11 protein-coding genes are annotated in these 12376 nt (G+C 61.1%); 8 read left to right on the top strand and 3 right to left on the bottom strand.

The window, feature by feature from the left end:
- Positions 1–177 precede the first annotated feature (177 nt).
- Positions 178–2067: a methyl-accepting chemotaxis protein gene (locus HBO19_RS02635; RefSeq protein ID WP_170056848.1), complete on the top strand. Its 1890-nt coding sequence runs from the start codon at positions 178–180 to the stop codon at positions 2065–2067.
- Between the two features lie 62 nt (positions 2068–2129).
- On the opposite strand, the gene HBO19_RS02630 is transcribed toward HBO19_RS02635, so the two are convergent.
- Together HBO19_RS02630 and purU are read right to left on the bottom strand one after the other, a co-directional pair.
- A complete protein-coding gene (locus tag HBO19_RS02630; RefSeq protein ID WP_169954652.1) occupies positions 2130–2327 on the bottom strand; it encodes a hypothetical protein in 198 nt (65 codons plus the stop codon).
- Positions 2328–2398: 71 nt separating this feature from the next.
- Positions 2399–3247, bottom strand: coding sequence for a formyltetrahydrofolate deformylase (gene purU / locus HBO19_RS02625; protein ID WP_169954651.1), 849 nt, complete (start codon positions 3245–3247; stop codon positions 2399–2401).
- A gap of 349 nt (positions 3248–3596) precedes the next feature.
- Between purU and mvaT the strand changes: the two genes are divergently transcribed.
- Positions 3597–3971 carry a histone-like nucleoid-structuring protein MvaT gene (mvaT, locus tag HBO19_RS02620; RefSeq protein WP_029295469.1) on the top strand — a complete coding sequence of 125 codons (375 nt, stop codon included), beginning with the start codon at positions 3597–3599 and terminating at the stop codon, positions 3969–3971.
- Positions 3972–4060: 89 nt separating this feature from the next.
- Here the strand turns inward: mvaT and sbcB are convergent, their stop codons facing one another.
- The gene (sbcB, locus tag HBO19_RS02615) at positions 4061–5488 is read right to left on the bottom strand and encodes an exodeoxyribonuclease I (protein WP_170041890.1); all 1428 of its coding nucleotides are present in this window, start codon (positions 5486–5488) and stop codon (positions 4061–4063) included.
- Between the two features lie 211 nt (positions 5489–5699).
- On the opposite strand from sbcB, the gene HBO19_RS02610 reads away from it, so the two are divergent.
- From HBO19_RS02610 to HBO19_RS02585, 6 genes are read left to right on the top strand one after another with little or no spacing between them, the layout of a single operon-like run.
- On the top strand, positions 5700–6392 hold the full coding sequence (locus HBO19_RS02610; RefSeq protein WP_170041889.1) for an RDD family protein: 693 nt from the start codon (positions 5700–5702) through the stop codon (positions 6390–6392).
- Positions 6389–7369 carry a stage II sporulation protein M gene (locus tag HBO19_RS02605; RefSeq protein ID WP_169954648.1) on the top strand — a complete coding sequence of 327 codons (981 nt, stop codon included), beginning with the start codon at positions 6389–6391 and terminating at the stop codon, positions 7367–7369. Before HBO19_RS02610 ends, HBO19_RS02605 begins: the two co-directional genes overlap by 4 nt.
- The gene (locus tag HBO19_RS02600; RefSeq protein ID WP_170056847.1) at positions 7356–8885 is read left to right on the top strand and encodes a DUF4129 domain-containing protein; all 1530 of its coding nucleotides are present in this window, start codon (positions 7356–7358) and stop codon (positions 8883–8885) included. Before HBO19_RS02605 ends, HBO19_RS02600 begins: the two co-directional genes overlap by 14 nt.
- On the top strand, positions 8882–10039 hold the full coding sequence (locus HBO19_RS02595) for a DUF4350 domain-containing protein (protein ID WP_170056846.1): 1158 nt from the start codon (positions 8882–8884) through the stop codon (positions 10037–10039). The genes HBO19_RS02600 and HBO19_RS02595 overlap by 4 nt, the downstream gene beginning before the upstream one ends.
- Positions 10036–11028 (top strand): MoxR family ATPase, encoded by a 993-nt coding sequence (locus tag HBO19_RS02590; RefSeq protein WP_170056845.1) that lies wholly within the window; start codon positions 10036–10038, stop codon positions 11026–11028. The genes HBO19_RS02595 and HBO19_RS02590 overlap by 4 nt, the downstream gene beginning before the upstream one ends.
- A gap of 7 nt (positions 11029–11035) precedes the next feature.
- Positions 11036–12367 (top strand): DUF58 domain-containing protein, encoded by a 1332-nt coding sequence (locus HBO19_RS02585; protein ID WP_169954644.1) that lies wholly within the window; start codon positions 11036–11038, stop codon positions 12365–12367.
- Positions 12368–12376 lie beyond the last annotated feature (9 nt).

The raw sequence follows: 12376 nt of genomic DNA, 5'->3' as shown, positions 1-12376 counted from the left end.
TTTAGCGCTGCACGGTCGATACAGACAAAGCGAGAGACCCAAAAAGTCTAAAAAAGTTAGACCGGATAATTCCTGCAGGAGCAGATGGAAATATCACACTTTATTTAACGCTGCCATTTGTGCGTTTCCATAAAAGACGCGCCTCGGACATTAAGACCTTAGCGGACACGACGAGCCATGAATAAAAATCTGCGCTTCAGCCACAAAATCCTGCTTGCAGCCGCCCTTATCGTCATTGCCGCATTTGCGTTGTTCACGTTGTACAACGACTACCTGCAACGAAACGCGATTCGCGACGACCTCGACAGCTACCTGCATGAAATGGGCGGCGTCACCGCCAGCAATACCCAGAGCTGGCTGGCCGGCCGTATTGTCCTGGTGGAAAACGCCGCCCAGAACATCGCCATCAATCCCGAGCCGAGTGTGGTCGCCAACCTGCTCGAGCAGAAAGCCCTGACGTCATCGTTCATGGCAACCTACCTGGGTGACAGCAAAGGCGGCTTCACCATTCGCCCCGACGCGAAGATGCCCGACGGCTTCGACCCGCGTGCACGTCCCTGGTACAAAGGCGCCCAGGCCAGCAATGGCTCGACCCTGACCGAACCCTATATCGACGCGGCCACCGGCCAGTTGATCATTTCCATCGCCACCCCCAGCAGCCAGGCCGGGCGAAGCGTCGGCGTGGTGGGCGGTGACCTGAGCCTGCAAACCCTGGTGGACAACATCGGCGCCCTGAGCTTCGGCGGCATGGGCTATGCGTTCCTGGTCAGTGCCGACGGCAAGATTCTGGTGCACCCGGATAAAAGCCTGGTGATGAAGACCCTGGGCGAGGCGTACCCGAACCAGACCGTCAAGATCAGTGCTGACTTCAGCGAAATAGAGGTCGATGGCAAAACCCGCATCGTCACCTTTGCCCCGATCAAGGGCTTGCCGTCGGTGAACTGGTATATCGGTCTGTCAGTAGATAAAGACAAATCCTTCGCCATGCTCAGCGAATTCCGCACTTCGGCCATCATTGCCACCGTAATTGCCGTGGCGATCATCATTGCGTTGCTGGGCATGCTGATCCGCGTGCTGATGCAACCGCTGCATGTAATGACCCGGGCCATGGAAGACATCGCCGATGGCGAAGGCGACCTCACGCGCCGCCTGACGATCCAGAACCATGACGAATTCGGCATCCTCGGCAAAGCCTTCAACCGCTTTGTGGAACGGATTCACACATCGATTCGCGAAGTGTCCTCCGCCACCGGCCAGGTCAATGAAGTGGCGTTGCGCGTGGTCAGCGCCTCCAACTCGTCGATGGTCAACTCCGACGAACAGGCCAACCGCACCAACAGTGTCGCGGCAGCGATCAACCAGTTGGGCGCCGCCGCCCAGGAAATTGCCCGTAATGCCGCGCAGGCCTCGCACCAGGCCAGCGATGCCCGCCACCTGGCCGAAGATGGCCAGCAAGTGGTGGAGCGCAATATCAAGGCCATGACGCAACTGTCCGAGATGATCAGCGCCTCCAGCAGCAACATCGAGGCACTCAACAGCAAGACCGTGAATATCGGGCAGATCCTCGAAGTGATCACCAGTATTTCCCAGCAAACCAACCTCCTGGCGCTCAACGCGGCCATCGAGGCGGCGCGCGCCGGGGAAGCCGGACGCGGGTTTGCGGTGGTGGCCGACGAGGTGCGCAACCTGGCCCATCGCACCCAGGAGTCGGCGCAACAGGTGCAAAAGATGATCGAGGAGCTGCAAGTCGGCGCCCGAGACTCAGTCAGCACCATGAGCGAAAGCCAGCGCCACAGCCTCGACAGCGTAGAAATCGCCAACCTGGCAGGCGAACGCCTGAGCAGCGTGACCCAGCGTATCGGGGAAATCGACGGCATGAACCAATCGGTGGCCACCGCCACCGAGGAGCAGACCTCGGTGGTGGAGTCGATCAACATCGATATCACCGAGATCAATACGCTCAACCAGGAAGGCGTGGAAAACCTGCAATCCACCTTGCGCGCCTGCTCTGACCTGGAGCAGCAAGCGGCACGCTTGAAACAACTGGTGGGGAGCTTCCGTATCTAAACCCGAGGACATCGCAAATCAACTGTAGGAGCCGCCTCGCTCAGGCTCGACAGCTCCTACATTCAATCTGCGTTGTGTTTACCAGGGCCGGGCTTGTCGTGCGGCTCTGACTCTTCCTGCAATTGCTCCCACAAACGGGCGGCGTCGGGGAAATCCGTGCCGTCCTCGGCATCCAGGGCATCCGGATCGTAGCGGCTCAAGCAACCCTCGCCCAAGGTGGCGGGTGCCTTGGAGGTGGCTTTATCCAGGGGATCACTCATCGTTCGACCCTCATAGCTGACACAAATAAAAAGGGCCTGGGTGATTTAACGCCCAGGCCCTTTTTGCTTTATCAGAACACTACAGTCTTGTTGCCGTGTACCAGCACGCGGTCCTCCAGGTGATAGCGCAGGCCACGGGCCAGGACCATCTTCTCGACATCGCGGCCGAAGCGCACCATGTCTTCAATGCTGTCGCTATGGCTGACGCGTACCACGTCCTGCTCGATGATGGGACCTGCGTCCAGCTCTTCGGTGACGTAGTGGCAGGTTGCGCCAATCAGCTTCACACCGCGCAGGGACGCCTGGTGATACGGCTTGGCCCCGACAAACGACGGCAGGAAGCTGTGGTGGATGTTAATCACCTTGCCTGCATATTCGCGGCACAGTTCCGGCGGCAGGATTTGCATGTAGCGCGCCAGCACCACGACGTCCGCTTCATGCTGCTCGACCAGACGCGAGACTTCGGTGAAGGCTGGCTGTTTGTTCTGCGCGTCGACCGGCACGTGGTAGTACGGAATGCCGTGCCACTCGACCATGCTGCGCAGGTCATCGTGGTTGGAAATCACGCAAGCGATCTCACAGTCCAGTTCATCGCTGTGCCAGCGGTGCAGCAAGTCCGCCAGGCAATGGGACTCGCGGCTGGCCATCAGGACCACACGCTTTTTCTGCTCGGTGTCGGTGATGCGCCATGTCATCGAGAACTCTTCGGCGATTGGCGCAAATGCCTCGCGAAATGCCTCCAGGCCAAAGGGCAGCGTGTCGGCACGGATTTCGTGGCGCATGAAAAACCAACCGCTGAGATTGTCCGAGTGATGACTCGCTTCGGTGATCCAGCCGTTGTGAGAGGCCAGAAAGTTACTGACTTTAGCGACGATACCAACCCGATCCGGGCAGGCAATCACCAGACGAAAAGTGCGCATTAGGGGCAAACTCCAGAACTTCGCAAAGGCCGCCATTCTAGCGATACCGTAGAAAAACTGCAGTATTCCTCAACGCTTATTCGCGCAATTCCTTGTGGTGTCCCTAAACAGAGTACGGTTTTTACCTGGGCGTTATGTGTGTACAAGCATCTGTTACCACAATTACCCAAGATCTAAGGAGAATATCTTTAGCCGCTGGAGCGCACTAAATAATGCACTCCGAGCCTCTGGCTACAAACATTCAAAGTAAATTACATAAAACCGAGCTTAAATGTTTACTTGGGGAAACTGTCTGACTATTATTAGGCCACTATCCCTGTCCCTCAGCGCCCCGCATAAGGTAGTCCACATGTCCCTGATCAACGAATACCGTGCCACCGAAGAAGCTATCAAAGAGCTGCAAGCCCGTTTGAAGAATCTGTCCCAAGACGACAAACTGCAAACCGAGCTGGAATTCGAAGGCAAATTGCGCACCCTGATGGGTGAATACTCCAAGTCCCTGCGTGACATCATTGCGCTGCTGGATCCGGAATCGAAAGTTAAAGCACCACGCGGCGCGGTAAAAGTTACCGGCACCAAGCGCGCGCGTAAGGTCAAGCAGTACAAAAACCCGCACAACGGCGAAGTGATTGAAACCAAAGGTGGCAACCACAAGACTCTGAAAGAGTGGAAAGCCAAGTGGGGCGGTGACGTGGTTGAAGGCTGGGCTACCCTGCTGGGCTAAGGCTCGCCAGGTCGCCACCTGATTCGCGACACAATAAAAAACGCCAGTTCGCTGGCGTTTTTTATTGCCCACTGTTTATCAAAGGTCGATTACAGGCTCAGCCGCCGGCGTAAAGCATCAACATATTCTTGCCATTCATCCAGTACCTGGCGCTGAAACGATGTAGCACTAACGTCCAATTCAAGCCTGGCCTTATTGAAACTCTCGAGGGTATTGGGGGCACCGTAATCCGCGTCTGACAAGCGTTGCTGACAGAACAATTTCCAGCGTTGTTGCTCTTCATCGTCCAAGGTGTACGCAAAGTTACGGGCACGATAGCGAAACAATAATTCCGGCAAACGATGATCATCAAAAGGCCACTGCTGGCGCGCTAGTTGCGCAGGTTCGGCAGTGCGGACTTGTTCACATAACCGCCGATCCCGATCACCAATAAAACCATCGTAGAGCTGTTGCTCCGGGTCAGCGCTGGCGGCGAAATCTTCTTCGGCATAAATCGCCGGCAATTTATCCCGCCAAAGTTCCTGTGCGTCAGTTAGCCGCAGCGCCCGGGCCTGATATTCAGGCATGTCCAGGTTCAAACGCTGCTGGTCTTGCGCGCGCAATACACTCAGCGGCGCGACCACCGGGCAACGATTGATGTGCACTAATTTGAGCGGCACCGGCAATTCGCCGTCGGCCAACTCATCGCGCCGGGTATACAGGCGCCGGCGCAGGGTTTCGGCATCCAGGTCCAGCAGGCCCTGTGGGTCGAGCCCCAGGTCACAGACAATCAACGCGTTGCGATTGCGCGGATGCCAAGCCAACGGCAGGACCACTCCCAGGTAATGACGCTCGGCAGAAAAACGCCCGGAAATATGCACCATGGGCTGCAACAGGCGGATCTGATCCATGACCCGCTGTTTGCTGCGCAGTTGAAACAACCAGTCGTACAACTTGGGTTGTTTTTCCCGGACCAATCGCGCCAGGGCAATGGTGGCGCGCACGTCGGCCAAGGCCTCGTGGGCCTGGCCATGGTCGATCCCGTTGGCCTGGGTCAAGCGCTCCAGCTTGAGGGTCACGCGCCCGTCCTGCTCGGGCCAGACGATTCCGTCTGGGCGCAGGGCATAGGCCGTGCGCAGCACATCGATCAAGTCCCAGCGACTGTTGCCGCCCTGCCATTCCCGAGCATAGGGGTCGAAAAAATTGCGGTACAAGCTGTAGCGGGTCATTTCGTCGTCGAAACGCAGGGTGTTGTAACCCGCGCCGCAAGTGCCGGGGGCCGCCAGCTCAGCATGCACCCGCGTCATGAAGTCGGCTTCGGCCAGCCCTTTTTCCGCCAGTTGGCCAGGGGTAATGCCGGTGATCATGCAAGCCGCCGGGTGCGGCAGGATATCGTCGCTGGGCTGGCAATAGAGGTTGACCGGCGGCCCTACCTCGTTGAGGTCATGGTCGGTGCGAATTCCCGCAACCTGCAGCGGGCGGTCGCTGCGCGGGTTGATGCCGGTGGTTTCATAGTCGTACCAGAAGATCGAGGTCACGGGCTATTCCTGTGCTGAAGACCGACAAAGTCTAGGCGCTGGACGCCGCCCGGGGCCAGCGCCATGTGCACTGGATAAACATTCAGTGAAACCTTGGCGCATTTTCAGGTGTTACTTGCAGCGATGACACTGCTAGCATCGACCTCTCATTTTCGCCGGCCGCCCGATGAGGTTGCCCATGCCCAGCCACGCCGCACTGCCAGGGAACGCAATGCCCACCGCCCCATTGGACACTCGCTACCAGATCGAGACCCCGGAAGGCATCGACCTGCCCTTGCGCCCCGCCGGGCTGATGCCCCGGGCGCTGGCATTCGGCTTCGACCTGGGCCTGCGCGGCCTGATCCTCGGCATCCTGTTCATCGCCCTGGCGTTTCTCGGCGACCTGGGCATCGGCCTGGGCTCGATCCTGCTGTTCCTCGTCAGTTGGTGGTACATGGTGCTGTTCGAAGTGCTCAACCAGGGCTGTTCACCGGGCAAGCAGATCATGGGCCTGCGCGTGGTACAGGATGACGGCACGCCCATTGGCTGGTCCGCCTCCTTGATCCGCAACCTGCTGCGTTTTGTCGATATGTTGCCGTTCGGCTATTTCCTCGGCGCCATCAGTTGCCTGCAACATCCCCACTTCAAACGCCTGGGCGACATCGCAGCCGGGACCCTGGTGGTTTACCGCGAACAGCCCGTGGCCCGCCCTCTCTTGCCCCAGGCCCCGGCATTGCGCCTGCCCTTTGCCCTGGCGTTGAACGAGCAGCGCGCGATCCTCGGTTTTGCCGAGCGCCAGGGTGAACTGTCCGCCGAGCGCACCCAAGAGCTGGCGGCGATTCTGGCCACGCCCTTGCAGGTTTCCCCGGCACGCGCCGTGGACCAGCTCAATGGCGTGGCCCGCGGCCTGCTGGGGCCGACATGAAACAGAGCCTGTTCGAAAGCCGTCACCAGCCGCACTGGCAAGCCTTTGCCGCGCAACTGGCATTGCTTGAGCAAGGCAAGGCCAAGGCCCAGGAGCTGACGCACTTCCCCCATGATTACCGACGCCTGTGCCAGCACCTGGCGTTGGCGCAGGAGCGTGGCTACAGCAGCTACCTGGTAGACCCGTTGCAACAGTTGGCCCTGCGCGGCCATCAGCAGCTGTATCGCCATCGCAGCCAGCTCGGCGCCAAGGTCCTGGGCTTCCTGCTGGCCGACTTTCCCCGCACGGTCCGCGAACAATGGCGCTTCGTGCTGGTGGCCAGCCTGCTGTTCTTTGGCAGCCTGGTCGGCATTGCCCTGCTGGTCTATCTGTCCCCCGACTTGATCTACACCATCGTCAGTACCCAGCAAGTGACCGAGATGCAAACCATGTACGACCCCGACGCCAGTCGCCTGGGGCGCGCGGCCGAGCGGGCCTCGAGTGAGGACTGGATGATGTTCGGCTACTACGTGATGCACAACATCGGCATCGCGTTCCAGACCTTTGCCGGCGGCCTGCTGTTTGGCCTGGGCAGCGTGTTCTTCCTGTTTTTCAATGGCCTGATGATCGGGGCCATCGCCGGGCACCTGACCGAAATCGGCTACGGGCAAACCTTCTGGTCCTTTGTCATCGGCCACGGCGCGTTTGAACTGACGGCCATCGCCCTGGCCGGTGCGGCCGGCCTGCAACTGGGCTGGGCGTTGATCGCACCGGGAGCATTGCCCCGGGGGGAAGCACTGCGCCTGGCAGCCGGTAAGAGCGTGCAAATGATCTGCGGGGTGATTCTGTTCCTGCTGATCGCGGCCTTTATAGAAGCCTATTGGTCCTCCACCACGGCCGTGGAGCCCTGGGGCAAATACTTGGTGGGCGCGGCGCTCTGGGCGATGGTGATCGCCTATCTGCTGTTCGCCGGCAGGAGTCGTCATGCGCCTGAGTGACGCCAGCGTGGTGATTCGCCCCCGCTCCTCGTGGGAAGCCATGGACCTCGGAGTGTTGCTCGCCCGTGAGCACCGCGTGCTCTTGATGAGCAGTTGGGCCTTGGTCAGCCTGCCGATCTTTATCCTGATCAGCGTCATGCTGTGGGACTACCCCTCCGTTGCCGTGCTGTTGTTCTGGTGGTTGAAACCAGCCTTTGAGCGCCTGCCGCTGTATATCCTGTCCAAAGCGCTGTTTGGCGAGACGCCGACGCTCAAACAGGCGCTGCGCCAATGGCCACGGCTGCTCAAGGGGCAACTGCTGGCCAGCCTGACCTGGCGGCGCTTTAGCCTCAGTCGCAGCTTTGCCATGCCCGTGATGCAACTTGAGGGCCTCGGCGGCCTGGCCCGCCAACAACGGCTGGGTGTGCTGCTGCAACGCAATGCCGGCGCGGCGCGCTGGCTGACGCTGATCGGCATGCACCTGGAAACGGCGCTGTGGATCGGCTTGATGGCGCTGTTCTACCTGTTCCTGCCGCAACAGGTAGAGCTGGACTGGGACTGGCAGCAACTGGCATTGGCCAGCAGCCAGGACTGGCTCTGGCTGGAGCACCTGAGCAATGCCTTCTACGCCCTGATCCTGGTGTTCTGGGAGCCGATCTACGTGGCATGTGGATTCAGCCTCTACCTGAACCGGCGTACCGTGCTTGAAGCCTGGGACCTGGAATTGGTGTTCCGCCGCCTGCGCCAGCGCCTGGGGTCGGCAGTGGCCGCCCTGTTGCTGGCTGTCGGCCTGCTAGTGATCGCGCCAACTCCCCAGGCCATGGCCAACCCGCCGGTCGACTCAAAACCGTTGAGCACGCCGCAAGCCAGTCAATCGATCAAGCGCCTGCTGGAACAACCCCCGTTCAAGAATCCGCAAACCGTTACCCGCTACCGTTTCGGCGAGGACAAGAGCAGCAGCAACGCCAAGTCCCCGGGAGGTGCCCATCTGCCGGCCTGGCTCAAATCCTTGCTGGACAATCTCAACAGCGACACCTTCAAGCCCCTGGCCCTGGTGATGGAGGTGCTGCTCTGGGGCCTGCTGATCGCCGGCATTGCCCTGGTTGCCTGGCGTTATCGTGATTGGCTGCACGCCTTTGTCAGTCGCCGCCGCGTCCAACGCCCCAAGGCCGTGCAGCCCGTGCCGTCGCAACTGTTCGGCCTGGACATGGGCGTGCAGACCTTGCCCGAGGATATTGCCGGTGCCGCCGAACAACTGTGGGCCACACAGCCCCGTGAGGCCCTTGGCCTGCTGTATCGCGGCCTGCTGAGCCGGCTGCTGCATGACTTCCACCTGCCACTGAAAAACGCCGATACCGAAGGCCAGGTCCTGGAACGGGTGCGCCACTTGCAACAGCCGCAATTGCTGGCCTTTAGCGACGACCTGACCCGGCACTGGCAAAACCTCGCCTACGGCCATCGCATACCGCCTGCCCTGGCCCAGCAACAGCTCTGCGCCGGTTGGCGCAGCTTGTTCGACAGCGAGGCCACGCGATGAACCGGCCACTGATCTGGATTGGACTGATCCTGGCTTGCCTGCTGACGGCCGGGGGCTTCTATGCCTGGCACAAGGCGATTCCCTACGAAGAAGTGGTTGACCGCGGGCCCTCACCTGAAGCCCAGGCCAACCCCTACCTGGCGGCGGAACACTTCCTACGCCAGCAAGGCCTGGCCGTCGAGCATGCCCGCAGCCTGGAACGCCTGGCCACCCTGCCCGCCGAGGGCGGCAGCCTGCTGTTGCTCAGCGAACGCAGCAACATGACCCCGCGCCAGGTTGACCAGTTGCTGGAGTGGACCAAGGCTGGCGGCCATCTGCTGCTGGTGGCCGAAGCCATATGGGATGAAGAAACCCAGGACAGCGGCGACCTGCTGCTCGATCGCCTGCAGTTGCGCCAGGCCTTCAGCGATGACTTTGACCTGCCGCCCCCCGCCCGCAAGAACAAGAAACCGGACCTGACACGGCTGTATGTCGATAACGAAACCGCGCCGGCGTTTTTCAGTTTCGACACTGACTTCACCCTGATCGACCCCAGGCACCTGGCACAGTTTTCGGCCAACAGCGCCAAGTCCAGCCACCTGATGCAACTCGATCTCGGGCTGGGTCGTGTAACGGTGATCACCGACAGCGAGCTGTGGAAGACCCCGGCCATCGGCTTGCACGACAACGCCTGGCTGCTGTGGTACCTGACCCAGGGCAGCGATGTCACCCTGCTATCGAACACGGACGTCGAAAACCTGTTCAGTCTGGTGCTGCGGTATTTCCCCCAGGCCCTGGTAGCACTGGCCGCCTTGATTCTACTGGGGTTGTGGCGCGCCGGCGTACGCCAGGGGCCCATCCAGGCGCCAGCCCCGAAAGCCCGCCGTCAATTGCAGGAGCACCTGAATGCCAGTGCCGACTTCCTGCTGCGCCGCAGCGGGCAAAACAGCCTGTTGCAAGCCTTGCAGCGCGACATCCTGCGTACCGCACGTCGCCGCCACCCCGGATTCGAACAGTTAGATACCGCAGGACAATGGCAGGCCCTTGAGCGCCTGACCCGCCAACCCGCTTCAATTATCAGCCAGGCCCTGGGCCCACTCCCGGCAAAACGGCTTTCCAGCGCCGATTTCAGCCGCCAGGTGGCCTGCCTGCAAACCCTCAGGAATGCCCTATGAGCGATTCTCCAGTGGATTTACCCAATACCCTCGACACCGGGCGCGCCACCCAACTCGCCCAGGCGCTGCGCACCGAGTTGCGCAAGGCAGTGATTGGCCAGGACGCGGTGATCGATGACGTACTGACCGCGTTGATCGCCGGCGGCCATGTGCTGCTCGAAGGCGTACCCGGCCTGGGCAAGACCTTGCTGGTACGGGCCCTGGCGCGCTGCTTTGACGGCGACTTCGCACGCATCCAGTTCACCCCGGACCTGATGCCCAGCGATGTCACAGGCCATGCGGTGTACGACCTGCACACCGAGCAATTCAAGCTGCGCAAAGGGCCGTTGTTCACCCATTTGCTCCTGGCGGACGAGATCAACCGGGCCCCGGCGAAAACCCAGGCCGCCCTGCTCGAAGCCATGCAGGAACGACAGGTCACTCTCGAGGGTGAAGCCTTGCCCATCGGCCAGCCGTTCATGGTGCTGGCCACCCAGAACCCCATCGAACAGGAAGGCACTTACCCACTACCGGAGGCCGAACTTGACCGGTTCATGCTCAAGGTACGCATGGACTACCCAGAGGCGCAGCAAGAGCTGGATATGGTGCGCGAAGTGACTCGTTCCTCCCGCGCCGACATGCTCGACGTACAGCCATTGCGCACCGTGCTGCAAGCCGATGATGTACTGCTGTTGCAACAGATCGCCAGTGAGCTGCCGTTGGATGACCAGGTACTCGACTACGCCGTGCGCCTGGCCCGTACCACCCGCACCTGGCCCGGCCTGGCCCTTGGCGCCGGGCCTCGCGCCTCCATCGCCCTGGTACGTGGTGCCCGTGCCCGGGCTCTGCTGCGCGGTGGCGAGTTCGTGACCCCGGACGACATCAAGAGTTGCGCGCTGGCAGTGTTGCGCCATCGCGTACGCATCGCCCCGGAGCTGGATATCGAAGGCCTGGAGGTAGATCAGGTGCTGGCCCAACTGCTCGACCAAGTGCCGGCGCCACGCCAGTGACATGCCCATGAGACCTACTCGCCTGTTGCTGGCCTGGCTCGCGGTGCTGCTGGGCCTGAACATCGCCCTCGGAACGGCCACGGCCCTGCAACTCAAGGTGCCGGCCGCCCTGCACTCCGTGGCCTGGGGCCTGCTCCTGGCGCTGCTTTTGCTGGCATTGCTCGATGCTGCCCGTCTGAAACGCCGTCCCTCGCCACGCCTGCGGCGGCACATGCCAGGCAGCCTGGCGCTAGGACGCTGGAGCGAGGTGCGGATCACCCTGGAGCATGACTACACACAGCCATTGACGCTGAAGGTGTTTGATCACGTACCGGATGGTTTGAGCGTGCAGAACCTGCCGCAGTTCATCGCCCTGCGCCCCGGTGAACACAGTGACCTGGGCTACCGCCTGCGCCCCTTGAGCCGTGGGCATTTCAGCTTTGAGCGCTGTGAGGTGCATCTGCCCAGCCCCCTGGGATTGTGGACCGCAAAACGCCAGGTATCGGTCAAGGATGCAACCCGGGTTTACCCGGACTTTGCCCGCCTGTACGGTGCGCAGTTACTGGCGGTAGACAACTGGCTCAGCCAACTGGGTGTACGCCAGCGCCAGCGTCGCGGCCTGGGCCTGGAGTTTCATCAGCTGCGCGAATTTCGCGAGGGCGACAGCCTGCGCCAGATCGACTGGAAGGCCACGGCACGGCAACGCACGCCGATTGCCCGGGAATACCAGGATGAGCGCGACCAGCAGATTATGTTCATGCTCGATTGCGGCCGACGGATGCGCAGCAAGGACGGCGAACTGTCACATTTCGACCACGCCCTCAACGCCTGCCTGCTGCTCAGCTATGTGGCCTTGCGCCAGGGCGATGCCGTGGGCCTGTGTACCTTCGCCTGCGACCAGCCGCGCTACCTGGCACCAGTCAAGGGCAGCGGTCAGTTGAACCAGTTGCTCAACGCGGTATACGACCTGGACAGCACCCGGCGCACGGCCGATTACCAGGCTGCCGCCAATCAGCTGCTGGCCCGCCAGAAACGGCGGGCGCTGGTGATCGTAGTGACCAACCTGCGCGATGAGGACGATGAGGAACTACTGACGGCCGTCAAGCGCATCAGCCGCCAGCACCGGGTATTGGTGGCGAGCCTGCGCGAAGGAGTGCTGGATCAATTGCGCCAGGCTCCCGTGCAGACCTTGGCGCAGGCGCTGGCCTACTGTGGCAGCGTCGATTACCTCAATGCACGGGAAGAACTTCATGACCGCCTCAAGGCGCAGGGCCTGATGGTAATGGATGCCCATCCCTCTGAGCTGGGCGCCGACCTGGTAACCCGATACCTGGGCTGGAAAAAAGCCGGCGCTCTATGAATGGTGTGT

The sequence above is a fragment of the Pseudomonas sp. WS 5021 genome (assembly GCF_012985535.1).
In the GTDB taxonomy this organism is placed as follows: Bacteria; Pseudomonadota; Gammaproteobacteria; order Pseudomonadales; family Pseudomonadaceae; genus Aquipseudomonas.
The sequence above is the reverse complement of the archived record's forward strand: the minus strand, read 5'-3'. Positions and strand labels throughout refer to the sequence as shown.